Source organism: Kosakonia sp. S57 (assembly GCF_016516575.1).
In the GTDB taxonomy this organism is placed as follows: domain Bacteria; phylum Pseudomonadota; class Gammaproteobacteria; order Enterobacterales; family Enterobacteriaceae; genus Kosakonia; species Kosakonia cowanii.
In genome coordinates this window covers 124,417-148,668 of the sequence record NZ_JACVUL010000011.1, presented here as the reverse complement: position 1 = coordinate 148,668, position 24,252 = coordinate 124,417, and the positions used below count along the sequence as shown (strand labels likewise).

Genomic DNA, 24,252 nt, shown 5'->3' with positions numbered 1-24,252 from the left:
CCGCTTACACATGCTTTTCCAGCGTAAAGAGCACCACGCCGAACGGCGCGATCTCCGCTACGCCACACTCAAAATCGACCGCGTTATTGCTCAGGCGCACTTTGCCGCCGGGCAAGCGCACGACATCAAAGACATCCAGCGCATCATCAATGGCAATCACCCAGCGCCCGTTACCAATCTTCTGCGCAGCGGTATCCACCAGCCAGCCGGCATGCAGCCCGTCAATAAAGCGCAGGCTATCGGTAGCGGCAGGTGCCAGCGACGGATCCAATACCCAGACGCCCGCCTCTTTCAGCTCGCCAGACTCATGGCGGAATTTCGGAATGGTAATAACAGCATCGTTCTGCGCAGCAGCCGGTGCCGGGTACATCTCTCCCTGCCCGGTTGCCAGCCACTTCAAGGAGACGCCGGTATCCAGCGCGCAGGTGACGACCACATCACCCGGGAAGAAATCGCGGCGCACCCAGGTGCTGATGGTGCCTGAAGAGATATCGAGCAAATCGCCCAGATCCTTTTGCATCTGGAAGCCATAGGCATCAAGGATACGCCGCAGTACCGGGCGTCCGCCCGCCGAGAGGATCTCCTCATACAATGCCTTGCCTTTTACCTGCGGCTTCTCAACCAGATTCGCATTTGCAAACTCACCGTTTACCAGCCAGTGCAGATCCGCGCCGGTATCCAGCGCGCATTTGACCACCGCTTTATAGGGCACGCTTTCCCGCTGGATCCAGCTGCTGATATTGTTCGCCGGCACATCCAGCGCCTCGGCAAGCGCTTTCTGACTGGATACGGAGTAGGACGACGCAATGCGATCCACCACATCCTGAACACTCATCTTGTTTTCACTCATGGACACCAACATCGAAAAAGTGATTTACACAATCGCATTTGCGATTTATATTGCTGTTCATCGACCAAAATGCACAGCAGTGCACTACATTTCAAACAACAGGAGATAATGCGATATGTCAGATGCAAAATCAATGCCGTCGCATCCGTTATCCGGCTCTCAAATGCAATTCAGCACCTTTTCACATGGGCAGATGGATGAGCTAATGTCCGCCCTGCTACCGGCGCTGCAAACCCTTATCCGCTCGGCGATGTCCGATGCGATGACGGTGAAGGATTTTGCCGCAATGCGCGGTATCAGCGAGCGTCTGGTGTGGCAGTGGCTGGATGAAGGGGTGCTGCTCAAAGCGCCGACCCGCGAGCATACCGACGCCGGTAAACGCAGCCGCACGCTGATTAACGTCAAAGCCTGGCGCGATAAATTAACACAGCAGGCTATCGACTGCCGTTACATCGATCGGCGCTCCGCCACCTCATTCGGTTAATTTTGCATTTGCGAGTTCACGCTCACGCAGGAGGATCTATGGCGATCACCTCACCTGCCGCCAGCGCACCGCTGAGTGCCGGCCAGCGGCTTACCGGGTTAAACCACATCAGCGAGCTTCGCGGTCGCCACTGGGGCGACAGCTGGAGCGAGGTGGCGCGCTTTATCGACGATATGCGCGACAGACGCGACGAGCAGTATGAGGCTAATGCCCGGGCGCTGGCGGCGATCTTCTTTCTCGCCCGCGTACCCACCGCTCGCCAGGTGCTTGACCCGCATCAACTCACTCTCGAGGAGAAGCGCGCGCTGATCGCCGCCATGAACCACTTTCGCGTCGTTGTCAGCCTGTTTCCGAAACGGCTAACCATGCCGCTTTAACCCCAACTTTCAAACCGAGACGTCAACCCGTCGGGCATCCCTTTGCCCAAATTCAGGAGAATTACCATGAGAAAGACCGCGATTCACTCCCCCGCCCGCAGTGGCGATGAAGTCACGCTGCTGCTGGCTGAAGCCCGCAATAACGAACGCCTGCGCTGCGCCGGTGCCGTTTCTGCCCGCCTTGCTACGCTGGCAAGCTTTATTGCCTCCCAGCGCCTCGACTGGAGCGACGCCGCTGAGCTGCTGCGCCAGGAGGCGACCCATATTGATAACCAGGCGCTGGAGCTGCACTGATGGCCGATGAAATGGATGGCGTTCAACAACGCGAAATGGAGGAGCGCGAGCGGCATATCCTGCACGCCCGCCGCCGTTTACTCCTTCCCTCCCGCTTAACCTGCGAATGCTGCGACATGCCGATCCCCGAGGCGCGTCGCATGGCGCTGCCGGGCGTGACCTGCTGCGTCAGCTGCCAGCAGATCGCCGAACTGAAAGATAAGCACTTCAGGAGAACATAAGTGGCTGTCAGCCTGGCTTACCCCTGGAACGCGCCGCGCAGCGCTATCGCCAGCCCCTACCTGACTCACGCCGAACAGCACCGCCGCAATCAGCATATTGCGGCGGTGCTGCAGGCGCGTCACGCACTGGCGCTGCAACCCACCTGCGTACGCCTCTCCATCAGCCGCACAGAGCAAGCGCTGGAAAAGGCGCATGGCGCGGCGCGGGCGCACGCCTTTCTGCTGCGCTTCGCCAGGCAAACGCTGCCACGTCTGAAAGCAGTGAATGCCCGCTACCAGATCGATGGCCTGCAATCACGCGTCTCAAAGGCGGTATTCACTGGCCATTTTGATACCGCTTTCCAGCAGGCGCTGGCTGGCCGGCTGGTCGATTTGGTTAACCGCTATAACCAGCTCGCGGACTGCAACCGGGCCAGCGTTGACCGGCTGGCGGAAGATATCGCCCACTTTATCCGCGGCGAGCTGGCGGATATTGATGCCGATGAGCAGACCGAGCTGAAAACCCTGCACCGCTGGTATCACCACGCTGCTCTTATCGCCCTGCAATTTAACGTCACCCCACCGCACTGGCAGCGCGTGACGCAACACCGCGTCTGCGCGGAGGATCTCGCCCCGGCGGTGATCCGTCTTTTCAGCGAGCAGTGGTGGCGTGGCCATCTTCGCCGTGCCGCCGCCCAGTGGCGCGAACATCTGCACATCGCGCTGGGCGTGGTGAGCCGTAAAACGCAGCCCTACGCCAGCCGGGACTGCATTACCACGTGGCGGGAGCAGAAGCGCCGCCACCGGGCCTTTCTCAAAAGTATGGAGCTGGAGGATGAAGAGGGAAACCGCATCAGCCTGATTGATAAGCATGACGGGTCGATAGCCAACCCGGCGATCCGCCGCTGCGAGCTGATGACGCGCATTCGCGGCTTTGAAACTATCTGCCAGTCCCTTGGCTACGTCGGTGAGTTTTACACGCTGACCGCGCCTGCCGCCTTTCACGCCACCTCCCATACCGGACATCGCAATCTGAAATGGAACGGCACCAGCCCGGCGCAAACCCAGGGATACTTCACCCGGCTGTGGGCGCGCATTCGCGCCAGGCTGCACCGCGACGGCCTGCGCATTTTCGGTATTCGCGTGGCGGAACCGCATCACGATGGCACCCCGCACTGGCACCTGCTGCTGTTTATGCAGCCGCAGGAGAGAGAGAAGGTGCGCGAGATCCTGCGCGATTTTGCCCACCAGCAAGATAACGAGGAGCTGCGCAGCGACAGGGCGCGAAAAGCCCGCTTTCATGCCGAAGCGATCGATACGCAAAAGGGGAGCGCGACGGGGTATGTGGCGAAGTATATCGCCAAGAATATCGACGGCTACGCGCTGGAGAATGAAACCGACCACGAAACGGACGCGCCGCTAAAAGAGAGCGCCTGCGCGGTCTCCGCCTGGGCGGCGCGCTGGCATATCCGCCAGTTTCAGTTTGTCGGCGGCGCACCGGTCACCGTCTACCGGGAGTTACGCAAGATGGCCGACAGCGCCACGGCCAAAGGGCTGAGCGTGGAGTTCGCCGACGTCCACGATGCCGCCGATAACGGCGACTGGGCTGGCTACGTTAACGCTCAGGGCGGCCCGTTTGTCCGCCGTGACGATCTGCAGGTACGCACCCTGTATGAAGCAGAGGGTGAATTTAACCAGTACGGCGAACCGACGGTTCGTATTCGCGGCGTGTATGACACGGTGATCGGTAGCGGTTCGCCGGTGCTGACGCGCCTGAAGAAGTGGACCATCGTGCCGAAGCGCGCGGCGGCGGTTTTTCAGGGCGCGGCTGCGCCCGCTTGGAGTTCTGTCAATAACTGTACGCCCTTCGAGCCGGGTAAACCGCTAACGGATTACCAGCGGCGGCAGCTCACCCACCGGCTGCGGGAAGGGATCCTCAGTGAACGAAACGGGAGGTTAAAAACCGATCTCAACATCATTAAGAATAATGGCTTTTTGGCAAGCAATAGATGGTCAGAATATTTGTCACTTCACAATACTGTTTTTTTATCAGCGACATAGTGATTAGACAAAATAATCTTCGCTTCCCATAAATATCCAGCCTATGATACTGTATATACATACAGTAAGAGAATTCATGAGAGGAATTCATGGTCTTTGAACGACTAAATAAGACTCAGCACAAATGGGCATGCGTGCAATTCATTGCCGAGGTGTCGCTTATCGCCAACTGCAAGCCTTCCGACCTGAAGCTGGCCTTAAGCCTGATCGCGGATCTGGCAGAGAGCGAGAACACGACTCCCGATGATGAGGATATTTATTACAAAGCCGAATAGCCCGCCGAACGCCATTCCGGCCACTCTCTTTACCTTACTCTTACGCACCGGCTAGCGTTTCCCTCGCCCGGTGCGTCGCTTTTTCCTCCCCGTTGTTGTACCAGCCACGCGCCAGCACCAGGCCATAGCCCTTAGCCTCTCTGTTGCGGAAACTTAACCATGGAAAAAACCTTCCGGATGGTAAGAGACGCAAAACGATGAATGCGATAACACAACAGGGCGACACCCTCGATCTGATCTGTCTGCGCTACTACGGGCGAACGGCGGGCGTCGTCGAACGCGTGCTGGCCGCCAATCCTGGTCTTGCCGAACTGGGCGTCGTGCTCCCGCATGGCACCACCCTCACCCTGCCCGATGTCGCGGTGCAGACCATGCAGGAGACGGTAAATCTATGGGCGTAAGTATCGAGAGAATCAGCTCGTCGCTGGCCTACTGGATTAGCGTCGCCCTGACCTTTTTTGGCGCCATGACGCCGCAAGACTTTGCTGCTTACTTCGGCGCGCTGGGCGTCGCCATGACCGTCGGCGTGAACTGGTATTACCGCCGTAAAAGCTATCTGTTCCTCAAATCCTGTGCGGTGAGCCAGGAGGTGGTCAATGGGCTTACCCGTTAAACGCTGTAGCGCGGCGGCCGTGCTGGCGCTGGCGCTGCTGCTGCCCGATTTTCATCTGCTGCACACCTCGCAGGCGGGGCTGGCGCTGATTACCGATCTCGAAGGCTGCCGTCTGCGCCCCTATCAGTGCAGCGCGGGAGTCTGGACCTCGGGGATTGGCCACACGGCGAAAGTTATCCCTGCGCGCGATATCAGCGAAAAAGAGGCCGCCGTCAACCTGGTTGCCGACGTGCTGAACGTTGAGCGCCGCCTGGCGCACTGCGTGCCGGTGGAGATGCCGCAACCGGTCTATGACGCGGTAGTCAGTTTTACCTTTAACGTCGGCAGCGGCGCGGCGTGCGCCTCAACGCTTGCCTGGCACCTGCGCCAGAAGGCGTGGAAACAGGCCTGCGATCAGCTGCCGCGCTGGGTCTATGTCGATGGCGTACGCAACCGCGGGCTGGAAAACCGCCGCCAGCGCGAGCGCGACCGGTGCCTGCAGGGGGTGAAATGAGTGCCCGCCTGGTGGTGGTAATAGCGCTCCTGGCGACGCTGACCGGGCTGTGGTTGTTTGAGCAAAACCACGCTCTGCGTGCGTCTTTAGCCAACGCGCAGCAGCTGGCGCGGGATCAGAACGCCACGCTGACGCGCCTTAAAACCGCCCTCAACGCCACCGCCGAACTGGCGGCAAAGAACCAGCAGGCGCAGGTCACACTGCGCCAGCAGATCGATGCCGCCAGCGCGCAGGCGCTGCAACGAGAAAACGCGATCGCGAGGTTATTAAATGAGAACGAGGCTTTTCGCCACTGGTATCGCACTGAGTTACCTGATGCTGTGCGCCGGGTGCACCAGCGCCCCGCCTGCCCCTCCGCCGCTCATTGTCTACAACAGCTGCCCGCAGGTCAGCCTCTGCCCGATGCCGGCAAGCGCGCCGCAAACTAACGGCGATTTGAGCGCCGATATCCGCCAGCTTGAGCACGCGCTGGTGCAGTGCGCGCTGCAAGTTGAAACCCTTAAACATTGCCAGGATGAGATCAATGCTAAAACCCAACTCTCTGCGCAGCGCCCTGATTAACGCCGTCCCGGCGCTGCACGATACCCCCTCGATGCTGCGCCTGTGGGTCGATAAAGGCAGCAATATCGCCACGCTCGCCAGCTCCTTATCGTTTGAAAAACAGTTCAGCCTCAACGTCACCATCACCGGTTTCAGTGGCGATATCGACACGCTGTTTGTGCCGGTGATGGCGTGGCTGCGCGATAACCAGCCCGACATTCTCTCCATCGAGGCGGGGCAGAAAGGCGGCTTTAGCTGGACGCTGCTGACCAACGCCGACGGTACACAGGATGTGACGATGGTGCTGCAACTGACCGAGCGCACCCAGGTGAAAGAACTCAACGGGACACTTATCGCCGAGACGCTGCCAGAGCCGCTGCCGCCGGCCTTCGTCACCCGCCCAAAAGAGCTCTATATCAACGGCGAGCTGGTGAGCCGCTGGCAGGCGTGATCGCCTGCGCCATACGCCACGGGCTGCGTTGTGCCAAAAGCCGGACAGCCTTGTTCAATTTTCAAAACCGGGGACGCATAGCATCATTTCGCTTATGAACAGACAACTTTCGCTTCACGAGCTGGCCCGCCAGCTTCGCAATATGATCCGCACCGGAATTATCGTTGAGGTCGACTTGAAAGCCGGGCGCTGCCGGGTGCAGACCGGCGGTATGGTGACCGACTGGCTACAGTGGTTAACCCACCGCGCCGGGCGTTCGCGCAGCTGGTGGGCGCCCTCCGTCGATGAGCAGGTGTTATTGCTCGCCGTCGGCGGCGAGCTGGAGACCGCCTTTGTGATGCCGGGGATTTATGCCAACGATTATCCGGCCCCCTCCGCTTCGGCGGACGCCTGGCACGTCACCTTCCCGGATGGCGCGGTGTTTGAATATGAACCGCAGAGCAGCGCGCTGAAGGTAAGCGGCATTAAAACCGCCGATATCACCGCCTCCGAGTCGATTACCGCCAGCGTGCCACAAGTGCTGGTGAAAGCGTCTACGCGCATCACCCTCGATACGCCGGAAGTGGTCTGCACCAATAAGCTGATCACCGCCACGCTGGAGGTGCAAAAAGGCGGCACCATGAGCGGCAATGTGACGCACAGCGGCGGCTCGCTTACCTCGAACGGCAAAGTGCTGCATAGCCATCAACACCCCGGCGACAGCGGCGGCACCACAGGAGCACCTTTATGACAGCACGTTATTTCGGCCTCGATCGCACCAGCGGGCGCAGCCTCACCGACGTCGACCATATTCGCCAGAGTATCAGCGATATTCTGCGCACGCCGGTGGGCTCGCGCGTGATGCGCCGCGATTACGGTTCGCTGCTGTTCGATATGCTCGATCAGCCGCAGACCCCGGCGCTGGCGCTGCAAATTCAGGTGGCCTGCTATATGGCGCTGCTGCAATGGGAGCCGCGCATCACCCTCAGCGCGGTGACGGCCGAACGTCAGTTCGACGGCAAGATGGTGGTCAATCTGACCGGTCAGCTTGCCAGCACCGGCGAGTCCCTCTCTTTAACCCTTCCTGTGAGTTGATACCATGCCGATTATCGATCTGAGCCAACTGCCCGCGCCCGATGTCGTCGAGGCGCTGGATTATGAGCGCATCCTGGATGAGCGCAAAACGACCCTTGTTTCACTCTTTCCCGCCGATCAGCAGGAGGCCATCGCCCGTACGCTGGCGCTGGAGTCCGAACCGCTGACCAAGTTTCTCGAAGAGAATGCTTACCGCGAAGTGATCTGGCGCCAGCGCGTCAACGAAGCGGCCCGCGCGGTGATGCTGGCGTATGCTTCCCGCAGCGATCTCGATGCCATCGCGGCGAACAGCAACACCGCGCGACTGGTGATCGCCCCTGCTGATGAGAGCACGATACCGCCCACGCCGGCAGTAATGGAGTCCGATACCGATTTACGCCTGCGCGCGCAGCAGGCTTTTGAAGGGCTAAGCGTGGCCGGGCCGGTGGGTGCGTATGAGTATCACGGCCGCAGCGCCGATGGTCGCGTAGCGGATATCTCTGCCGTCAGCCCGTCCCCCGCCTGCGTCACCATCTCTGTGCTCTCCCGCGAAGGCGACGGTACCGCCAGCCCTGAACTGCTGGCGATTATCGATAAAGCGCTTAACGCGGAGGATGTGCGCCCGGTCGGCGATCGCGTGACGGTACAGAGCGCTAAAATTGTGCCCTACCAGATTGATGCCACGCTTTTTCTCTACCCCGGGCCTGAATCGGAGCCGATTCGCCAGGCGGCTGAGCAGAAGCTGAAAGCCTATATCACTGCCCAGCGCCGACTGGGGCGCGATATTCGCCTGTCTGCAATCTACGCAGCGCTCCACGTTGAGGGCGTGCAGCGGGTGGTGTTGAATGCACCGCAGCAAGATATTGTGCTCGATCAGAGCCAGGCCTCCTGGTGTACGGCGTGGAAAATCACCACTGGAGGTACCGATGAGTGACGACCGTCTGTTGCCTGTTGGCTCATCGGTTCTTGAGGTGGCGACAGCACACGCGGCGGCGCAGATTGAACGCGTACCGGTGCCGCTGCGCACGCTGTGGGATCCGCTAACCTGCCCGGCCGAGCTGCTGCCCTATCTCGCCTGGGCGCTCTCCGTTGACCGCTGGGATTTTAACTGGCCGGAAGCGACCAAACGTAAGGTGATCGCCTCCTCCTTTTTCGTCCATCAACATAAAGGGACGCGCAGCGCCATTCACCGGGTGGTTGAGCCGCTTGGCTTCCTGATTGAACTGCGCGAGTGGTGGCAGGATAACGCCGAACCCGGCACCTTCCGGCTGGTGATTGGCGTCCAGGAGAACGGCATTACCGAGGAGACGTACCAGGAGCTGGAGCGGCTGATTAATGATGCCAAACCGGCAAGCCGCCATTTGACGGAGCTGAATATCAGCCTCAGCAGCCAGGGCGAGTGCTACGTTGGCGCGGCCTGCTATCTTGGCGAGGAGCTGACGGTCTACCCTTACAGCCCGGAAGAGATTGTTGTCGGCGGCGAAAGCTATGCCGCATCGGCAATCCACCTGATTGATAGCCTCACTATCACGGTTTAACCCTCCCCTTCGGGCTACGGCCCGTTTTTTTTATCTACCCTGTTGTGTACCCCTCAGACCAACGCCGCCGCGTGGCGTCCGCCAGGTGCTGAACGGAAAATATCCCTACCGTTCACTGCTCAACAAACCTGAGAGAATCCCATGTCTGTAAAATATTTCGCGATTTTAACCAATCAGGGCGCGGCAAAGCTGGCGAACGCCACCGCGCTCGGCACGACGCTTAACCTGACGCAGCTGGCCATCGGCGATGGTAACGGCACGCTGCCGGTACCGGACGCGGCGCAAACCCGGCTTATCAATCAGACACGCATCGCGCCGCTCAATGCCCTGTCGGTCGACCCGGAGAACCCAAGCCAGATAGTAGCGGAGCAGATTATCCCGGAGAATGAGGGCGGGTACTGGATCCGCGAGCTGGGTCTGTTCGATGACGCAGGGGTATTGATTGCGGTGGCGAACTGCCCGGAGACCTACAAACCGCAGCTACAGGAGGGAAGTGGACGCACGCAGACCATTCGCATGGTGGTGGTCGTCTCCTCAACGGCGGCGGTGACGCTGAAAATCGATCCGTCGGTGGTGCTGGCAACGCGTAAATACGCCGACGATCTGCTGGCCGGACATCTGAAGGCGGCGAATCCCCATCCGCAGTATCTGCAGATTGCCGATATCGCCTCCTTCACACCGGTGGGCGTGCCGCTGCCCTACCCGTCTGCTACTCCGCCCGCCGGCTGGTTTAAATGCAACGGCGCGGCCTTTAATAAAGGGCAGTATCCAAAGCTGGCGGCCCTGTTCCCCTCAGGCAATTTGCCGGATCTGCGCGGTGAGTTTATTCGCGGGTGGGATGATGGGCGCGCAGTGGATAGCGGGCGTGCCCTGTTAACCAGTCAGGCTGATGAGATAAAAAAATTCACGCTTAAATATCTGGGCCCAGGAGCGGGAACAGGTTCAACGACAGTTTTTGCATTGCAAAGCGGTATGAACCCGATCTATACCAGCGGGATTAGCCAGGCGGTAAATAGTCCTTCTGCAGATGCGTTTCAGATTCCGGGTGGGAATGAAACCCGACCGCGCAACGTCGCCTTTAGCTACATCGTCAGAGCAGCGTAATCCTTTCTTTATATCGAACGGGCATCGCCCGTTTTTTTTTGCCCGCCCTGTTGTGTGAGTTCGCAACCAACGCCCCTTCATGGTGTTTGCCTGCGGCTGAACGGAAAATATCGCCATCGTTCACTTCTCAACAAACAACCTGAGAGCGTATGCATGACCGCAAAATATTTCGCTATTTTGACTAACCTGGGGGCGGCAAAGCTTGCGAACGCCGCCGCGCTGGGCACGCAAATCAACCTGACGCAGATGGCCGTCGGCGATGCCAATGGCCAGCTACCTACGCCCGATCCGGCGCAGACCCAACTGATTAACCAGAAGCGTATCGCGCCGCTAAACCGGCTCTCGATTGACCCGAAAAATGGCAACCAGATTGTTGCTGAACAGGTGATTCCGGAAACCGAAGGTGGCTTCTGGATCCGTGAAATTGGCCTCTATGACGATGCTGGTGTGCTGATTGCGGTGGCGAACTGCCCGGAAACCTATAAACCGCAGTTGCAGGAGGGTAGCGGACGCACGCAGACAATCCGGATGGTGGTGGTGGTCTCCTCAACGGCGGCGGTGACGCTGAAAATCGATCCGTCGGTGGTGCTGGCCACCCGCCAGTATGCTGATGACCTGCTGAGTAATCATCTTAAAGCCGCCAATCCACACCCACAATATGCGCCGCTCGCCAGCCCAGCTTTCACGGGGATCCCGACGGTTCCGGACGCACTGGTGAGTAATTACGGTCAGCAGATTGCCAATACCAAATATGTGCGTGATGTGGTGGCAAATGATGCCTACATTCTGCCAGTCGGTGTGCCGGTCGCCTGGCCGCAGGTAGAGCCACCATCAGGCTGGTTCGTCTGTAATGGCGCCACGTTCGATAAGTCAAAATATCCGCGTCTGGCGAAAGCGTATCCGGCCGGTTTACTGCCGGATTTGCGCGGCGAGTTTATTCGCGGCTGGGATGCAGGGCGTAATGTGGATCCCCTGCGAATTATGCTTTCCGCCCAGGCGGATGAGTTCCGGGCGCACAATCACCGTTTTATTAACGAGTATGACACTCGAACAGATCGAATAATCGCTTATACCGATGAAAACAGTGAAAGTCTGGAGACCACACAACAAGTAGGACTCCGGGCTCAGACCTATATCCTGATGGAAAAAACGGGTGGTGTCGAAACCCGCCCACGCAACGTTGCCTTTAACTTCATCGTGAGAGCCGCATAATGACAACCGCAATTTTTAACGAAAATCACTTAGCCAGCCAGGCAGGCACTGTCACCGTCTATAACTTTGACGGGGGAAGCCGCGAATATCTCGGCAGCACCGTCGAGTATATTGCCGTCGGCGTCGGTATTCCGGCGAACTCAGCGCTTGATGAGCCTTTAGCGACGAAACCGGGTTTTGCGGTGCGCCGCAACGCGTCACTGGATGGCTGGGAGTATGCCCCCGACTACCGCGGCAGCGACGTGTATGAAAAAACCACTGGTGTGAAAAGGACGCTGACGATGCTGGGGGACTATCCGGATGATGTTACCCCGCTTGCCCCCGCAACGCCGTATGACTTTTGGAACGGCAGCGGCTGGGTAACGGATGAGGTCGCACAGCAGGCCGCGCATATCGCGCAGGCAGAGCAGACTAAGACCCATCTGCTCAACAAGGCGAAAAATACCATCAGCCTGTGGCAGACCGAACTACAACTCGGCATCATCAGCGATGATGATAAAGCGCAGCTCATCGTCTGGATGCGTTACATTCAGGCGCTGCAAAAGGTCGATACGGCTACCGCGCCCGATATCGCCTGGCCTGAACAGCCGCAATAAAAGATGACGGGCTGCGGCCCGTTTTGCCGGGTGGCACTGCGTTTACCCGGCCTACAACATCCCCTGGCCTGATAACGCGACGCCGCATCAGGCTTTTCCGTTGGGTTGTCCCGCCTGGCAGCCAACCGCATTCGATAGCCCCTTCCCCAAACTGGCCACGACAATAGCGTTTACTCAATCGCTAACTGAGAGTGAACGCCTGACTATGAAATATTTTGCCATTTTGACTAACCAGGGTACCGCGAAGCTTGCCAACGCCACCGCGCTCGGCACGCAGCTGAAGCTGACCCATATGGCCACCGGCGACGGTAACGGCAGCCTGCCTACCCCCGATCCTGCACAAACGAAGCTGGTTAACCAGAAACGTATTGCGCCACTGAATATGCTGTTCGTCGACCCTGGTGACGCGAATCAGATTATCGCCGAACAGGTCATCCCCGAGAACGAAGGCGGTTTCTGGATCCGTGAAATCGGCCTTTATGACGCCGATGGCACGCTGATTGCCGTTGCCAACTGCCCGGAGACGTATAAACCGCTTCTGCTGGAGGGCAGCGCCCGCACGCAAACCCTGCGTATGGCGCTGGTGGTCTCCGCAACCTCGGCGGTGAGCCTGAAGATCGACCCGGCGGTGGTGCTCGCGACGCGCAAGTATGTCGACGACAAGGTTATTGAGGTGAAAGCCTACACCGATAACCAGATGAAAGAGCATATTGATGCGGCAAACCCACACAAGCAGTATGCCCCTCTTGCCAGCCCGACATTCAGCGGTGCGCCGAAGGCGCCTACTCCGACAGCAGGCAACAGCACTACACAGATCGCTACCACAGCGTTTGTTCAGACAGCTATTACTGCGCTGGTTAATGGTGCTCCTGCCACACTGGATACTCTCAAAGAGATCGCTGCGGCTATTAATAACGATCCCAATTTCAGCACCACAATAAATAGCGAACTGGCAGGCAAGCAACCTCTCGATGCGGCTTTAACCGCAATTGCCGCTCTCGCAACCAGCGCTAACAAACTTCCCTATTTCTCCGGTGTTGATACCGTCACGCTGACCGACCTCACTGCGGTGGGGCGAGAACTGATTGCAAAGGGAGCCGTAACAGATATTCGTGCGTACCTGGGTCTTGGAAGTCTGGCAATTAAAAACAGCCTCACGGCAGCAGAGGTGGGAGCTGTGTCAAAGGCCGGCGATGTGATGTCGGGAAGATTAGCTATTAACGCTGATGGTGAAGCTGTTGCAATAAAGGGAACCGTCAACGAGGCTGCCAGTTACGTTATTTCACGGGACGCGTCAAATGTGAATCAATGGTATGTCGGCAAGGGCAGCAATGATTCCAACGACGTAGCCTTCTACAACTATAAAGGTGAAAACAGACTATTCCTTTCTGAAACTGGCGCAGTATTCCTGTCACCGAAAACAGGCCAGCAGCTCAATTTAGGCGGAAGTCAGACCAATATTTCAGGCATGGTTATTCCTTCAGACTATGCGAACTTTGATTCGCGCTATCCGTTAAAAAATGCAGCCTCGAAAGCGGTCAATGGCTGGTTTAAAGACGCCAGCACAGGATTGATTTATCAATGGGGAACCACTGATGCTGTCTATGACGACACGCTGAAAACCATCACGTTCCCGATTGCATTTCCTTCTGCATGCGTGGCTTTTTTGCCAACGCTGAAACGAAGCACGACAACATCGAACCCATTGGGGATGCTCTCTGTATGGGGACAGGCGATGAGTAATGCTTCTGCTAACCTGGTCTTTCAGTCAAATGACGGAACCTCTGATGCCCGTACGGGCCTGATTACTTACTGGGCGGTAGGATATTAATATGATCTATTTTTACAGTGCCAAAAATAATGCTTTCTATCCGCAAGAATTAAAAGAGGCGTATCAACGCGCCGGCACATGGCCTGACGACCTGGTTGAAATTACGGAGGAGGAGTATCAGCCTATTATCCTGGCGCAATCGTTCGGAAAAGTGATAGCCGCAGACAATAACGGCTTCCCCGTACTGAAAGAGCCGGTGATTAACTGGCAGGGAAAAGCGAAGTCAGATCTTAAGAATCGGATTTTGGACGTTAACAACATTGTTAGTGACTGGAAAGCGGAACTGCAGCTCGGCACCCTCAGTGAAGAGAATAAGGCGAAGCTTATAAGCTGGCTGGAGTATGCCAATAAACTGAAAGCGCTTGATGTTGGTGATGTGACGACTGAGGATGATTACAAAAATATCGACTGGCCGGCAAAGCCAGCGTAAATCAAACGGGCTGCGGCCCGTTTTTTTAATTCCCGCTGTTGTATCAGCCTCTCTCCAACCCGGACAAATAGCGCGCCGCGACGCCACACTCGAAAATAGCACTCACCCCAACACCACGGAGTTAAACGGATGAGTGATTATCATCATGGCGTTCAGGTCGTCGAAATCAACGATGGCACGCGCGTCATTTCCACAGTCTCAACGGCCATTGTCGGCATGGTTTGTACCGCCAGCGATGCAGACGCGGGGATGTTCCCCCTCAATGAACCGGTTCTGATCACCAACGTGCAGAGCGCGATTGCCAAAGCGGGCAAACAAGGCACGCTGGCGGCTTCGCTGCAGGCGATTGCCGACCAGGCGAAACCGGTGATTATTGTTGTTCGCGTTGCTGAAGGCAGCGGTGAGGATGCGCAGGCGCAGACCCTCTCCAACATCATCGGCACCACCGACGAAAATGGTAAATATACCGGCCTGAAAGCGCTGCTGACCGCCGAAGCGGTGACCGGCGTGAAACCGCGCATTCTTGGCGTACCGGGTCTCGATAGCCTCGAAGTCGCTACCGCGCTGGCACCGATCTGCCAGAAGCTGCGCGCCTTTGGTTATGTCAGCGCCTGGGGCTGCAAAACCATTTCTGAAGCGATCAAGTATCGCGAAAACTTCAGCCAGCGCGAACTGATGGTCATCTGGCCGGATTTCCTCGCCTGGGATACCGCCAGCAACAGCTCTTCTGTCGCTTACTCGACGGCTCGCGCGCTGGGTCTGCGTGCGGCGATCGACCAGTCCGCCGGCTGGCATAAAACCCTCTCCAATGTCGGCGTCAATGGCGTTACCGGCATCAGCACCCCGGTGTTCTGGGATCTGCAGGAGTCGGGCACCGATGCCGATCTGCTGAACGAAGCGGGCGTCACCACGCTGATTCGCAAAGATGGCTTCCGTTTCTGGGGCAACCGCACCTGCTCCGACGATCCGCTGTTCCTGTTTGAAAACTACACCCGTACCGCGCAGGTGATTGCCGACACCATGGCTGATGCGCATATGTGGGCGGTGGACAAACCGATCACCGCATCGCTGATTCGCGACATCATCGACGGCATCAATGCCAAATTCCGCGAACTGAAAAGCAATGGCTACATCATCGATGCCACCTGCTGGTTCGATGAAGAGGCTAACGACGCCGTATCGCTGAAGGCGGGCAAGCTCTATATCGATTACGACTATACGCCGGTGCCGCCTCTGGAAAACCTGACCCTGCGCCAGCGCATCACGGATAAGTATCTGGCGAACCTGGTCTCCTCAGTTAACAGCAAGTAAGGAACAGATAGATGGCAATGCCGCGAAAACTTAAATATATGAACGTGTTCCTCAATGGCTTTAGCTATCAGGGGATCGCAAAATCCATCACGCTGCCGAAGCTGACCCGCAAGCTGGAGAACTACCGTGGCGCAGGCATGAACGGCGTGGCACCGATTGATATGGGTCTCGATGACGAAGCCCTGTCGATGGAGTGGTCGCTGGGCGGCTTCCCGGATGCTGCCATCTGGGAACTCTATGGTGCCACCACCGCGGATGCGGTTCCGATTCGCTTTGCCGGCTCCTACCAGCGCGACGACACCGGCGAGACGGTTGCCGTTGAAGTGGTGATGCGTGGTCGTCAGAAAGAGATCGACACCGGTGAGAACAAGCCGGGCGAAGATACCGAGTCCAAAATCTCCGTGGTCTGCAGCTACTTCAAGCTGACGATGGATGGCAAGGAGCTGGTGGAAATCGACACCGTCAACATGGTGGAGAAAGTGAACGGCGTCGATCGCCTTGAGCAGCACCGCCGTAACATCGGCCTGTAACAACCGCCCGGTCAGCCTGCTGGCCGGGTACCTTTTCCCGCGAAGAAGAGAGTGAGGATGCCATGAGCAACGAAACTGACAACGTGATTACCCTGGAAACGCCGATTAAGCGCGGTGAGCAGCTGATTAACAGCGTGACGCTGATGAAACCCAACGCCGGTACGCTGCGCGGATTGAGCCTGGCGTCGGTGGCGAACGCCGATGTCGACGCGCTGATCAAAGTGCTGCCGCGCATCACCTCCCCGTCGCTGACGGAGCAGGAAGTGGGCGCTCTCGACCTGGTCGATATGGTTGCGCTGGCGGGCAAGGTGGTCGGTTTTTTGTCACCGGCTTCGGCACAGTAACTTTTCCGGCCTCTCTGTCGGTTGACGATCTGATGGCGGATATCGCGGTGATCTTTCACTGGCCGCCGTCAGAACTCTACCCCCTGAGCCTGACAGAACTCATCACCTGGCGCGAGAAAGCGCTACAGCGAAGCGGAAACAGATATGAGTAACAGCGCAAAATTAGAGGAATTGCTCACGGCTGTTGATCAGGCGACGCGCCCGTTTCAATCGTTGCAGACAGAGAGTCTCTCTCTGTCTGACAGCGTGAAAGGAACGGAGAAAAACCTGCGTGGCTTGTACACCCAGCTTGCGCAGGTCGACGACATCATGCGCGCGGAAAAAGCCCTTGCCTCCGTCAATGCGCAGCTGAGCGACATCAAACAGAACAGGCAAAATGCCGCTAACGGCACAGCAGCGCCAGCGATTATCGATCCCTGGAGCGGAAAACCTAAGTCGGAGAAAGCGCTCAAAAAGGAACGTCTTACTCTGCGCAGAACGATCAAAGCTAATAAGACCTCCCTGAAGACAGCCGGTATTGACGCCAGAACGCCATTATCCGCGCGACTCCAGCTCAATAGCCGTATCAGCGATGAGTCGGCACAGTTGATCACCCAGCGCCAGGCGCTCAAACAGGAGCAGCATCAGAAGCGCCAGCTGCGTGCGGCAAAAATCCAGGCCGTGCAGCAGCGTATTCTGGGCGCAGGCGAAAAGATTTCGACCATTGGCGAGAAAAGCAAGTCGATTGCCACAACCGGGTTCGAGCTCGGCAAAAAAATTATGCAGCCGGGCTATGAAGCGTCGCTGAAAAACAGCCCGCTTGCACCGGCTGCGGCGTCCGATAACGCAGAGCCCGGTGCACAGAACAGCCCCCTCGCTTCAGGAACAGCGGTCGCTACGCTGCAAAAAGGCTCGGGAACAGCCGTTGCTACCCTGCAAAACAGTACCGGTGCTCCGGGAACGGCGGTCGCAGCACTGCAGAATAGCGCTGCCGGCCCGGCTGCGGCGATGCAGAGCAGTGTCGGCAACCTGGGTACCGATCTTGAGGCGCTGCAGGCGGCTTATCAGTCCCTGAGCGTTGATATTTTCAGTACCCAGGAGTCATCCCTGCGCTCGCTGGTGCAGACCGCGACCCGCTATGTCGGGAAGCTGCAAGAGTGGGTGCAAAACAATCAGGGCCTGGTGCAGAGTTTTGGGCTTATCGCCACGGTCGTGGTGGGCATTGCAGGCGCTGTAGGCACCGTGGCGGGCGTTATCGCGCCGGTGTTCACCGGCATCAGTACGCTAATCACCATCGCAACGACGCTCGGCAGCGTATTTACCACTATTTTCGGCGGGATAGCGGCACTATTTGGCTCACTCACCCTGCCGATTATCGCGGTTGTCGCCGCCATTGTGTTTGCGATTTACAAATACTGGGAGCCGATTAGCGCCTTCTTTGGCGGCGTTATTGAAGGTATCAAAACGGCGTTTGCCCCGATTGCCGAGTTGTTTGCGCCGTTCCAGCCGCTTTTCGACGGCATAGGTAAAGCAATCAGTAATATTGCCGGGTGGTTCGGCGATCTGCTCACCCCCGTCAAATCCAGCCAGCAAACCCTGGAGAACTGCGGTAACGCCGGGAAAATGTTCGGCCAGGTGCTGGTTACGGCACTGACGTGGCCCCTTAAATCGCTAAAGTTGCTGAACGAGGGGGTGGAATGGTTACTGAATAAGCTCGGCGTTATTAATAAACAATCCGCTGATGCCAGCCCGGATAAGCAAACCCAACCGACCACTGGCGGTGCAGCGTTTGGCATGGTGCAACCTCCACGCTTAGATAATTATCAGGCGGCGCGCCCTGCGACCGGCGGATCCTATGTCGATCAAAGCAAGAGCGAATACAACATCACTCTGCAGGGAGATATGTCACCCGGCGGCGATGGCACACGCCAGTTAAGAGATCTGCTGGCACAGCATGAGCAGGAGAAACGCACTAACTCCCTTTCACAATTCAGCGCGGCAGGAGGATTTGCCTCATGATGCTGGCACTTGGGCTTTTTGTTTTTATGCGCCAGACCCTCCCTTACCAGAGCATGAAAAGGGAGAGCAACTTTAGCTGGGCCAGCAACGCGCGGGTCGGTAAGCGCGATGCCTATCAATTCACCGGCCCCGGGAGCGAGACAATTGATATTACTGGTGAACTCTTCCCGGAGCTCACTGGCGGTACGCTGTCGCTCTCGGCGGTACGTCTGATGGCGGAACAGGGCAAGGCCTGGCCGCTGATTGATGGCACAGGCATGATTTACGGCATGTATGTTGTTAATAACGTTAGCGAAACCGGCGCTCTTTTTTACCCGGACGGTTCGCCACGCAAAATCAACTTCACCTTGAAGCTGACTCGCGTCGATGAGTCGCTGAAAGTGATGTTTGGCGATATTTATGACCAGGGTAAGCAGCTGGCGACCAACATGCTGGAGAGGTTCTGATGCTTAATGCATTCACAAACGGCTTAGCACGGGTAAAAACGCCGGCATTTTCATTAAAGCTCGGGGAGAAGGATATTACGGGCAATATTCAGTCCCGGTTGATTGCCCTGACGGTGACGGATAACCGGGGGTTCGAAGCGGATACGCTTACGCTGACACTTGATGATGCTGACGGGCAAATCGAGATGCCCGAGCGGAGCAATGTCATCACGCTGGCCATCGGCTGGCAGGGTGCTGCGCTGACTGAAATGGGCACCTTTATTGTCGACCAGGTCAGCCATAAAGGCACACCGGATCAGGTTAGCGTCACCGCTAAAAGCGCAGATTTTCGCGGCAGCCTGAACAGCCCACAGGATAGCTCCTGGCATGATACGACGCTCGGCGCCATCGTTGAGGAAATCGCTAAACGTAATAAGCTGGACACCAGTCTGCCACCCTCGCTGGCGCAGATTAAGATTGCGCATATCGATCAGTCGAATGAGTCCGACGCAAACTTTCTGACGCGCCTGGCGCGGCGTAACGGTGCCGAGATCGCCGTCAAATCGGGCAAACTGTTTTTCATTGTCCCGGGGATGTGTGTAGTTGGCGGCGAAACAATGCCCTCCGCCACGATAGCCCGTAGCGATGGCGATAGCCATGATTTCTCGGTTGCCGATCGCATCAACTACTCTGGCGTTACGGCACATTGGCAAGATACCGCCATGCCAAAAAACCAGAATACGGTTCAGTTGCAGAGAAAAACATCGCAACAGAAGCCCACGCCCATTCCCCATCCGCAGGCGGTCAGTAGCCAGGCAGCCTCAAATGGGAAAAGCGAGCCGACAGACTACACGGTAGGCTCAAAAGATAACGTTCTGATTCTCTCCACCACGTTCGCGAATAAAGAGGAGGCGAAGCTGGCAGCTGAAGCCCAATGGAGCGAGATCCAGCGCAACGCGGCGAAATTTTCAATTACCCTTGCGCAGGGCAGAGCAGACCTGCGTCCCGAAACGCCGGTGATAGTGACTGGGTTCAAAAATGTGATTAACGCAAGAATGTGGGTCGTCAAAAAAGTGACCCATACCATGAACACGCAGGGTTTTGTCAGCAGTGTGGAACTGGAGGTTCGCATTAATAATGTTGAGTATGATGCAAAATAAAAATCACAAATGCATTAATTAACTTGTATTTGCAAGATTGGAGGCTATCATAGCTAGCATAAACACGAAGGAGACCCCACTATGATGCATTGCCCGGTATGCCAGCAGGCGGCGCATGCGCGCTCCAGCCGCTACCTCAGTACCGAAACCAAAGAGCGTTATCACCAGTGCCAGAACGTCGAGTGCGGATGTACATTTGTCACCCATGAATCGCTGGCGCGTTATATTGTCCGGCCTGTGGCAGCGCCCACCGCTTCGCCTTCCAGCCTGCGCTAACGTCGCACCTCATTAAGCCTGCATCCGCAGGCTTTTTTTATGCCTGTAGATCGCCCGTTTTTCTGCCGCCACTCTGCCGCCACAGACAATAAAAAAGGGGTTAGCATTACGCTAACCCCTTGTTTTATAACACGCTTTGGATGTAGCGCGTGCGCTATCTTAGTTAAGACGCTCTTTAATACGAGCAGACTTACCTGTGCGCTCACGCAGGTAGTACAGTTTAGCTTTACGTACAGCACCACGACGTTTAACAGCAATGCTGTCAACTACCGGAGAGTGAGTCTGGAAGACACGCTCAACGCCTTCGCCGTTGGAGATTTTGCGAACAGTGAATGCAGAGTGCAGACCGCGGTTACGAATAGCGATAACCACGCCCTCGAATGCCTGCAGACGTTTTTTGGAACCTTCAACAACCCATACTTTCACTTCCACGGTATCACCCGGACGGAAGGAAGGTACGTCCTGCTTCATCTGCTCTTGTTCAATTTGCTTAATGATGTTGCTCATAATTTAATCTCTTATCCTGGGTAAACTGATATTTGGAGGGCTTAAGCCATCCCATCATGTTTCTGTTGCTGCTGTTGTGCGTGTTCGCTTTTGAACTCCGCCAGCAACCTTGCTTGCTCTTCAGTCAGAGCCAGGTTTTCCAGAAGTTCAGGTCTTCTAAGCCAGGTTCGGCCCAGCGACTGCTTCAGACGCCAGCGACGTATCTCGGCATGATTTCCCGACAGTAAAACCGCCGGTACTTCCATCCCTTCTAACACTTCAGGACGAGTATAGTGCGGGCAGTCCAGCAATCCATCAGCAAAGGAGTCTTCCGTTGCTGAAGCTTCGTGGCCCAGTACCCCCGGAATAAACCGGGAAACCGAGTCAATCAGCGTCATTGCTGGCAGCTCACCGCCGCTGAGCACGTAATCACCAATAGACCACTCTTCATCAATCTCGGTCTGGATTACCCGCTCATCTATCCCTTCGTAGCGACCGCACACCAGAATCAATTTCTGATTAGTAGCCAGTTCGCTCACGCCCGCTTGATCAAGCTTGCGTCCCTGAGGCGAAAGATAAATCACCTTCGCGCCTTCGCCCGCCGCGGCTTTCGCTGCGTGAATGGCGTCCCGTAAAGGGTTTACCATCATTAGCATTCCCGGTCCGCCGCCGTAAGGACGTTCGTCCACGGTACGGTGCCGGTCATGAGCGAAGTCACGTGGACTCCAGCTCTCAATGCTCAGCAGGCCTTTTTTTACTGCCCGGCCAGTTACCCCGTAGTCGGTAATCGCGCGGAACATTTCAGGAAACAGGCTAATTATGCCAATCCACATAGCGCCGTCTTTTACCGTATATCCGGAGGTTTAAAAACCAGGATCCCAATCTACTTCAATGGTTTGAGTAGCGAGATCGACTTTCTTGATAACCTGCCCATCGAGGAACGGAACCAACCGCTCCTTGATACCGAACGCATCTTTCAGGTTTGCCTTGATGACGAGAACGTCATTCGACCCGGTTTCCATCATATCGATGACTTTACCGAGGCTGTAACCTTCAGTAGTCACTACCTGGCAGCCCATAAGGTCTTTCCAGTAGTAGTCACCCTCTTCCAGTTGCGGCAACTGCGCGGAATCAACGAGAATTTCGCAATTCGTCAGAAGATTCGCGGCATCGCGATCGTCAACGCCTTTCAGCTTGATGACGATATCCTGATTGTGGTAGCGCCAGCTTTCCAGCTCGATGCTCTGCCACTGACCCGCCTTCTGGATAAACCAGGGCTGATAGTCAAAAATGCTTTCGGCGTCTTCGGTGGAGGAAAACACTCTGAGCCAACCACGAATTCCGTAAGAAGATCCCAGTTTGCCAACAATAATTGGCTCAGCAGGGGCCGATGCGGTTTGTTGCTTGCTCATCATGACCACCGTGACAGATTAAGCTGCTTTCTTTGCTTCTTTGATCAGCGCGGAAACGCGATCGGAAACGGTAGCGCCCTGGCCAACCCAATGTGCGATACGATCCAGATCCAGGCGAGTGCCTTCTTCTTTATCAGACGCGATCGGGTTGAAGAAACCAACGCGCTCAATGAAGCGACCGTTGCGTGCATTACGGCTGTCAGTAACAACAACCTGGTAGAACGGACGCTTTTTAGCGCCGTGACGAGCTAAACGAATAGTTACCATAACATCCTCTTGTGTGAATAAAACACCCGGCCCCATCGAGGAACGGAGCCTGGTGTCATATTAAAAGCCCGAAAATTTTACTGATTTTGGGGGGAATTGCAATCAAGATAAAGCAAACAGGGGAAATAAGGCGTATATCGGTGCAGCCAGTTTGGTTCCGGCGTGCGCACAGAAAGCGGAGCGTACACGTAGTACGTGAGCATTTCGAGCACACCCCGGGGCCAAAATGGCAAACAAGATAGCCTTATACCCTTGTTTTAGCGGCCAGGGAAACCAGGCGGCATCATTCCTTTCATGCCACGCATCATCTTCGCCATACCGCCCTTCTTCATCTTCTTCATCATGCGCTGCATGTCGTCGAACTGTTTAAGAAGACGGTTTACATCCTGCACCTGCATACCGCAGCCTGCAGCGATGCGGCGTTTGCGCGAGCCTTTGATGATGTCCGGGTTGGCGCGCTCTTTGAAGGTCATCGAGTTGATGATCGCTTCCATACGCACCAGCACTTTGTCATCCATCTGCGCTTTTACGTTATCGGGGATCTGGCCCATGCCCGGCAGCTTGCCCATCAGGCTCGCCATACCGCCCATGTTTTTCATCTGGCGCAGCTGCTCAAGGAAGTCGGTCAGATCGAAGCCGTCGCCTTTTTTCAGCTTGTTCGCCAGCTTCTCAGCCTGCGCGCGGTCAACTTTGCTTTCGATATCTTCGATCAGCGACAGCACGTCGCCCATGCCGAGAATACGCGACGCGATACGATCCGGGTGGAACGGCTCCAGCGCTTCGGTTTTCTCACCGACGCCGAGGAATTTGATCGGCTTACCGGTGATATGGCGGATGGAGAGCGCCGCACCGCCGCGGGCATCACCGTCCACTTTGGTCAGCACGACACCGGTCAGCGGCAGCGCTTCATTAAAGGCTTTTGCCGTGTTGGCGGCATCCTGACCGGTCATGGCGTCGACAACAAACAGCGTCTCAACGGGCTTAATCGCCGCGTGAACCTGTTTGATCTCCTCCATCATCGCTTCATCAACGTGCAGACGACCGGCGGTATCTACCAGCAGCACGTCATAAAACTTCAGCTTCGCCTCTTTCAGCGCCGCGTTAACGATGTCGACCGGCTTTTGCGCGACGTCAGAGGGGAAGAAATCGACCTCGACCTGCTGCGCCAGCGTCTCCAGCTGTTTAATCGCCGCCGGGCGGTAAACGTCCGCGGAGACGACCATCACTTTCTTCTTGTGCTTCTCGCGCAGGAACTTACCGAGCTTACCAACGCTGGTGGTTTTACCCGCACCCTGCAGGCCCGCCATCAGCACTACTGCCGGTGGCTGCGCCGCCAGGTTGAGGCTCTGGTTCTCTTCGCCCATCGCGGCAACCAGTTCGTTGCGCACAATTTTGACGAACTCCTGGCCCGGGGTCAGACTCTTGTTGACTTCGTGTCCTACCGCTTTCTCTTTCACGCGGTTGATAAAGTCACGCACTACCGGCAGCGCAACGTCAGCTTCCAGCAGCGCCATGCGCACTTCGCGCAGGGTCTCTTTGATGTTGTCTTCAGTGAGGCGTCCACGGCCACTGATATTGCGCAGTGAGCGCGACAAACGATCGGTTAAATTATCAAACATTGTCTCTCGCCTGAGGTGATAC

General features: G+C 56.8%; 35 protein-coding genes. 29 read left to right on the top strand and 6 right to left on the bottom strand.

Annotation, left to right across the window (positions count from 1 at the left end; genetic code table 11):
• Nucleotides 1-4 precede the first annotated feature (4 nt).
• The gene (locus tag IAE48_RS13040) at nt 5-850 is read right to left on the bottom strand and encodes a helix-turn-helix domain-containing protein (protein WP_094421647.1); all 846 of its coding nucleotides are present in this window, start codon (nt 848-850) and stop codon (nt 5-7) included.
• Nucleotides 851-965: 115 nt separating this feature from the next.
• Between IAE48_RS13040 and IAE48_RS13035 the strand changes: the two genes are divergently transcribed.
• From IAE48_RS13035 to IAE48_RS12895, 29 genes are all read left to right on the top strand, one after another.
• The gene (locus IAE48_RS13035) at nt 966-1,334 is read left to right on the top strand and encodes a hypothetical protein (protein ID WP_042713132.1); all 369 of its coding nucleotides are present in this window, start codon (nt 966-968) and stop codon (nt 1,332-1,334) included.
• A 38-nt stretch (nt 1,335-1,372) separates the two neighbouring features.
• The gene (locus IAE48_RS13030) at nt 1,373-1,711 is read left to right on the top strand and encodes a DUF5347 domain-containing protein (protein ID WP_200134645.1); all 339 of its coding nucleotides are present in this window, start codon (nt 1,373-1,375) and stop codon (nt 1,709-1,711) included.
• 66 nt (nt 1,712-1,777) lie between these two features.
• Nucleotides 1,778-2,005: a DUF2732 family protein gene (locus IAE48_RS13025; RefSeq protein WP_128482325.1), complete on the top strand. Its 228-nt coding sequence runs from the start codon at nt 1,778-1,780 to the stop codon at nt 2,003-2,005.
• Complete coding sequence (locus IAE48_RS13020) at nt 2,005-2,226, top strand: TraR/DksA C4-type zinc finger protein (protein WP_023480592.1); 222 nt, start codon at nt 2,005-2,007, stop codon at nt 2,224-2,226. The genes IAE48_RS13025 and IAE48_RS13020 overlap by 1 nt, the downstream gene beginning before the upstream one ends.
• Complete coding sequence (locus tag IAE48_RS13015) at nt 2,227-4,266, top strand: replication endonuclease (RefSeq protein ID WP_200134644.1); 2,040 nt, start codon at nt 2,227-2,229, stop codon at nt 4,264-4,266.
• 89 nt (nt 4,267-4,355) lie between these two features.
• Complete coding sequence (locus IAE48_RS13010; protein ID WP_023480627.1) at nt 4,356-4,541, top strand: hypothetical protein; 186 nt, start codon at nt 4,356-4,358, stop codon at nt 4,539-4,541.
• A 197-nt stretch (nt 4,542-4,738) separates the two neighbouring features.
• Nucleotides 4,739-4,942 (top strand): tail protein X, encoded by a 204-nt coding sequence (locus IAE48_RS13005; RefSeq protein WP_124967545.1) that lies wholly within the window; start codon nt 4,739-4,741, stop codon nt 4,940-4,942.
• The gene (locus IAE48_RS13000; RefSeq protein WP_023480641.1) at nt 4,933-5,154 is read left to right on the top strand and encodes an HP1 family phage holin; all 222 of its coding nucleotides are present in this window, start codon (nt 4,933-4,935) and stop codon (nt 5,152-5,154) included. The genes IAE48_RS13005 and IAE48_RS13000 overlap by 10 nt, the downstream gene beginning before the upstream one ends.
• Nucleotides 5,138-5,647, top strand: coding sequence for a lysozyme (locus tag IAE48_RS12995; protein WP_200134643.1), 510 nt, complete (start codon nt 5,138-5,140; stop codon nt 5,645-5,647). Before IAE48_RS13000 ends, IAE48_RS12995 begins: the two co-directional genes overlap by 17 nt.
• Nucleotides 5,644-6,075, top strand: a complete 432-nt coding sequence (gene lysB / locus IAE48_RS12990; protein ID WP_200134642.1) for an Rz-like lysis system protein LysB — start codon at nt 5,644-5,646, stop codon at nt 6,073-6,075. The genes IAE48_RS12995 and lysB overlap by 4 nt, the downstream gene beginning before the upstream one ends.
• Nucleotides 5,963-6,208 (top strand): Rz1-like lysis system protein LysC, encoded by a 246-nt coding sequence (lysC, locus tag IAE48_RS24125; protein WP_232045289.1) that lies wholly within the window; start codon nt 5,963-5,965, stop codon nt 6,206-6,208. Before lysB ends, lysC begins: the two co-directional genes overlap by 113 nt.
• Nucleotides 6,171-6,638 carry a phage tail protein gene (locus IAE48_RS12980; protein ID WP_200134641.1) on the top strand — a complete coding sequence of 156 codons (468 nt, stop codon included), beginning with the start codon at nt 6,171-6,173 and terminating at the stop codon, nt 6,636-6,638. Before lysC ends, IAE48_RS12980 begins: the two co-directional genes overlap by 38 nt.
• 94 nt (nt 6,639-6,732) lie before the next feature.
• The gene (locus tag IAE48_RS12975) at nt 6,733-7,368 is read left to right on the top strand and encodes a phage baseplate assembly protein V (protein WP_200134640.1); all 636 of its coding nucleotides are present in this window, start codon (nt 6,733-6,735) and stop codon (nt 7,366-7,368) included.
• A complete protein-coding gene (locus IAE48_RS12970) occupies nt 7,365-7,712 on the top strand; it encodes a GPW/gp25 family protein (RefSeq protein ID WP_023480652.1) in 348 nt (115 codons plus the stop codon). The genes IAE48_RS12975 and IAE48_RS12970 overlap by 4 nt, the downstream gene beginning before the upstream one ends.
• A 4-nt stretch (nt 7,713-7,716) precedes the next feature.
• Entirely contained in the window at nt 7,717-8,625 is a 909-nt protein-coding gene (locus IAE48_RS12965; RefSeq protein WP_076769064.1) for a baseplate assembly protein, read from the top strand.
• Complete coding sequence (locus tag IAE48_RS12960) at nt 8,618-9,229, top strand: phage tail protein I (protein ID WP_042713141.1); 612 nt, start codon at nt 8,618-8,620, stop codon at nt 9,227-9,229. Before IAE48_RS12965 ends, IAE48_RS12960 begins: the two co-directional genes overlap by 8 nt.
• 141 nt (nt 9,230-9,370) lie before the next feature.
• Complete coding sequence (locus IAE48_RS12955) at nt 9,371-10,333, top strand: phage tail protein (RefSeq protein ID WP_200134639.1); 963 nt, start codon at nt 9,371-9,373, stop codon at nt 10,331-10,333.
• A gap of 153 nt (nt 10,334-10,486) precedes the next feature.
• Nucleotides 10,487-11,545, top strand: coding sequence for a phage tail protein (locus IAE48_RS12950; protein ID WP_200134638.1), 1,059 nt, complete (start codon nt 10,487-10,489; stop codon nt 11,543-11,545).
• A complete protein-coding gene (locus IAE48_RS12945; RefSeq protein WP_200134637.1) occupies nt 11,545-12,141 on the top strand; it encodes a tail fiber assembly protein in 597 nt (198 codons plus the stop codon). The genes IAE48_RS12950 and IAE48_RS12945 overlap by 1 nt, the downstream gene beginning before the upstream one ends.
• A 199-nt stretch (nt 12,142-12,340) precedes the next feature.
• On the top strand, nt 12,341-13,972 hold the full coding sequence (locus IAE48_RS12940) for a phage tail protein (protein WP_233631584.1): 1,632 nt from the start codon (nt 12,341-12,343) through the stop codon (nt 13,970-13,972).
• A 1-nt stretch (nt 13,973) separates the two neighbouring features.
• Nucleotides 13,974-14,402 carry a tail fiber assembly protein gene (locus IAE48_RS12935; protein WP_200134635.1) on the top strand — a complete coding sequence of 143 codons (429 nt, stop codon included), beginning with the start codon at nt 13,974-13,976 and terminating at the stop codon, nt 14,400-14,402.
• A gap of 129 nt (nt 14,403-14,531) precedes the next feature.
• Nucleotides 14,532-15,713 (top strand): phage tail sheath protein, encoded by a 1,182-nt coding sequence (locus tag IAE48_RS12930; RefSeq protein WP_200134634.1) that lies wholly within the window; start codon nt 14,532-14,534, stop codon nt 15,711-15,713.
• Between the two features lie 11 nt (nt 15,714-15,724).
• Entirely contained in the window at nt 15,725-16,243 is a 519-nt protein-coding gene (locus tag IAE48_RS12925) for a phage major tail tube protein (protein ID WP_023480575.1), read from the top strand.
• A gap of 62 nt (nt 16,244-16,305) precedes the next feature.
• Nucleotides 16,306-16,587 carry a phage tail assembly protein gene (locus tag IAE48_RS12920; protein WP_042713148.1) on the top strand — a complete coding sequence of 94 codons (282 nt, stop codon included), beginning with the start codon at nt 16,306-16,308 and terminating at the stop codon, nt 16,585-16,587.
• A gap of 32 nt (nt 16,588-16,619) precedes the next feature.
• Nucleotides 16,620-16,739, top strand: coding sequence for a GpE family phage tail protein (locus IAE48_RS12915; protein WP_034813568.1), 120 nt, complete (start codon nt 16,620-16,622; stop codon nt 16,737-16,739).
• A complete protein-coding gene (locus tag IAE48_RS12910; protein WP_200134633.1) occupies nt 16,732-18,585 on the top strand; it encodes a phage tail tape measure protein in 1,854 nt (617 codons plus the stop codon). Before IAE48_RS12915 ends, IAE48_RS12910 begins: the two co-directional genes overlap by 8 nt.
• Entirely contained in the window at nt 18,582-19,031 is a 450-nt protein-coding gene (locus tag IAE48_RS12905) for a phage tail protein (RefSeq protein ID WP_094421671.1), read from the top strand. The genes IAE48_RS12910 and IAE48_RS12905 overlap by 4 nt, the downstream gene beginning before the upstream one ends.
• On the top strand, nt 19,031-20,170 hold the full coding sequence (locus tag IAE48_RS12900; RefSeq protein ID WP_200134632.1) for a phage late control D family protein: 1,140 nt from the start codon (nt 19,031-19,033) through the stop codon (nt 20,168-20,170). Before IAE48_RS12905 ends, IAE48_RS12900 begins: the two co-directional genes overlap by 1 nt.
• Before the next feature lie 81 nt (nt 20,171-20,251).
• Entirely contained in the window at nt 20,252-20,446 is a 195-nt protein-coding gene (locus IAE48_RS12895; RefSeq protein WP_200134631.1) for an ogr/Delta-like zinc finger family protein, read from the top strand.
• 159 nt (nt 20,447-20,605) lie between these two features.
• On the opposite strand, the gene rplS is transcribed toward IAE48_RS12895, so the two are convergent.
• The 5 genes from rplS to ffh all read right to left on the bottom strand — a co-directional run bounded on the left by rplS (nt 20,606) and on the right by ffh (nt 24,230).
• Nucleotides 20,606-20,953 (bottom strand): 50S ribosomal protein L19, encoded by a 348-nt coding sequence (gene rplS, locus IAE48_RS12890; protein WP_006178051.1) that lies wholly within the window; start codon nt 20,951-20,953, stop codon nt 20,606-20,608.
• 41 nt (nt 20,954-20,994) lie between these two features.
• Entirely contained in the window at nt 20,995-21,765 is a 771-nt protein-coding gene (trmD, locus tag IAE48_RS12885) for a tRNA (guanosine(37)-N1)-methyltransferase TrmD (protein WP_023480607.1), read from the bottom strand.
• Nucleotides 21,766-21,795: 30 nt separating this feature from the next.
• The gene (rimM, locus tag IAE48_RS12880; protein WP_023480523.1) at nt 21,796-22,344 is read right to left on the bottom strand and encodes a ribosome maturation factor RimM; all 549 of its coding nucleotides are present in this window, start codon (nt 22,342-22,344) and stop codon (nt 21,796-21,798) included.
• Nucleotides 22,345-22,362: 18 nt separating this feature from the next.
• Nucleotides 22,363-22,611 carry a 30S ribosomal protein S16 gene (gene rpsP, locus IAE48_RS12875; protein WP_023480584.1) on the bottom strand — a complete coding sequence of 83 codons (249 nt, stop codon included), beginning with the start codon at nt 22,609-22,611 and terminating at the stop codon, nt 22,363-22,365.
• 257 nt (nt 22,612-22,868) lie between these two features.
• Nucleotides 22,869-24,230, bottom strand: coding sequence for a signal recognition particle protein (gene ffh, locus IAE48_RS12870; RefSeq protein WP_023480583.1), 1,362 nt, complete (start codon nt 24,228-24,230; stop codon nt 22,869-22,871).
• Nucleotides 24,231-24,252: the final 22 nt, after the last annotated feature.

Coding starts and splice junctions, on each gene's coding strand:
- IAE48_RS12915 (WP_034813568.1), top strand. CDS start 16,620: ATGGCGGATATCGCGGTGATCTTTCACTGGCCGCCGTCAGAACTCTAC.
- lysC (WP_232045289.1), top strand. CDS start 5,963: ATGCTGTGCGCCGGGTGCACCAGCGCCCCGCCTGCCCCTCCGCCGCTC.
- IAE48_RS12895 (WP_200134631.1), top strand. CDS start 20,252: ATGATGCATTGCCCGGTATGCCAGCAGGCGGCGCATGCGCGCTCCAGC.
- IAE48_RS13010 (WP_023480627.1), top strand. CDS start 4,356: ATGGTCTTTGAACGACTAAATAAGACTCAGCACAAATGGGCATGCGTG.
- IAE48_RS12950 (WP_200134638.1), top strand. CDS start 10,487: ATGACCGCAAAATATTTCGCTATTTTGACTAACCTGGGGGCGGCAAAG.
- IAE48_RS13040 (WP_094421647.1), bottom strand. CDS start 850: ATGAGTGAAAACAAGATGAGTGTTCAGGATGTGGTGGATCGCATTGCG.
- IAE48_RS12905 (WP_094421671.1), top strand. CDS start 18,582: ATGATGCTGGCACTTGGGCTTTTTGTTTTTATGCGCCAGACCCTCCCT.
- IAE48_RS12980 (WP_200134641.1), top strand. CDS start 6,171: ATGCTAAAACCCAACTCTCTGCGCAGCGCCCTGATTAACGCCGTCCCG.
- IAE48_RS12970 (WP_023480652.1), top strand. CDS start 7,365: ATGACAGCACGTTATTTCGGCCTCGATCGCACCAGCGGGCGCAGCCTC.
- IAE48_RS12925 (WP_023480575.1), top strand. CDS start 15,725: ATGGCAATGCCGCGAAAACTTAAATATATGAACGTGTTCCTCAATGGC.
- rimM (WP_023480523.1), bottom strand. CDS start 22,344: ATGAGCAAGCAACAAACCGCATCGGCCCCTGCTGAGCCAATTATTGTT.
- IAE48_RS13005 (WP_124967545.1), top strand. CDS start 4,739: ATGAATGCGATAACACAACAGGGCGACACCCTCGATCTGATCTGTCTG.
- IAE48_RS12930 (WP_200134634.1), top strand. CDS start 14,532: ATGAGTGATTATCATCATGGCGTTCAGGTCGTCGAAATCAACGATGGC.
- IAE48_RS12960 (WP_042713141.1), top strand. CDS start 8,618: ATGAGTGACGACCGTCTGTTGCCTGTTGGCTCATCGGTTCTTGAGGTG.
- rplS (WP_006178051.1), bottom strand. CDS start 20,953: ATGAGCAACATCATTAAGCAAATTGAACAAGAGCAGATGAAGCAGGAC.
- IAE48_RS13000 (WP_023480641.1), top strand. CDS start 4,933: ATGGGCGTAAGTATCGAGAGAATCAGCTCGTCGCTGGCCTACTGGATT.
- IAE48_RS12955 (WP_200134639.1), top strand. CDS start 9,371: ATGTCTGTAAAATATTTCGCGATTTTAACCAATCAGGGCGCGGCAAAG.
- IAE48_RS12900 (WP_200134632.1), top strand. CDS start 19,031: ATGCTTAATGCATTCACAAACGGCTTAGCACGGGTAAAAACGCCGGCA.
- lysB (WP_200134642.1), top strand. CDS start 5,644: ATGAGTGCCCGCCTGGTGGTGGTAATAGCGCTCCTGGCGACGCTGACC.
- rpsP (WP_023480584.1), bottom strand. CDS start 22,611: ATGGTAACTATTCGTTTAGCTCGTCACGGCGCTAAAAAGCGTCCGTTC.
- ffh (WP_023480583.1), bottom strand. CDS start 24,230: ATGTTTGATAATTTAACCGATCGTTTGTCGCGCTCACTGCGCAATATC.
- IAE48_RS12945 (WP_200134637.1), top strand. CDS start 11,545: ATGACAACCGCAATTTTTAACGAAAATCACTTAGCCAGCCAGGCAGGC.
- IAE48_RS12995 (WP_200134643.1), top strand. CDS start 5,138: ATGGGCTTACCCGTTAAACGCTGTAGCGCGGCGGCCGTGCTGGCGCTG.
- IAE48_RS13035 (WP_042713132.1), top strand. CDS start 966: ATGTCAGATGCAAAATCAATGCCGTCGCATCCGTTATCCGGCTCTCAA.
- IAE48_RS13025 (WP_128482325.1), top strand. CDS start 1,778: ATGAGAAAGACCGCGATTCACTCCCCCGCCCGCAGTGGCGATGAAGTC.
- IAE48_RS13030 (WP_200134645.1), top strand. CDS start 1,373: ATGGCGATCACCTCACCTGCCGCCAGCGCACCGCTGAGTGCCGGCCAG.
- IAE48_RS12935 (WP_200134635.1), top strand. CDS start 13,974: ATGATCTATTTTTACAGTGCCAAAAATAATGCTTTCTATCCGCAAGAA.
- IAE48_RS12920 (WP_042713148.1), top strand. CDS start 16,306: ATGAGCAACGAAACTGACAACGTGATTACCCTGGAAACGCCGATTAAG.
- IAE48_RS13020 (WP_023480592.1), top strand. CDS start 2,005: ATGGCCGATGAAATGGATGGCGTTCAACAACGCGAAATGGAGGAGCGC.
- IAE48_RS12965 (WP_076769064.1), top strand. CDS start 7,717: ATGCCGATTATCGATCTGAGCCAACTGCCCGCGCCCGATGTCGTCGAG.
- trmD (WP_023480607.1), bottom strand. CDS start 21,765: ATGTGGATTGGCATAATTAGCCTGTTTCCTGAAATGTTCCGCGCGATT.
- IAE48_RS12975 (WP_200134640.1), top strand. CDS start 6,733: ATGAACAGACAACTTTCGCTTCACGAGCTGGCCCGCCAGCTTCGCAAT.
- IAE48_RS12910 (WP_200134633.1), top strand. CDS start 16,732: ATGAGTAACAGCGCAAAATTAGAGGAATTGCTCACGGCTGTTGATCAG.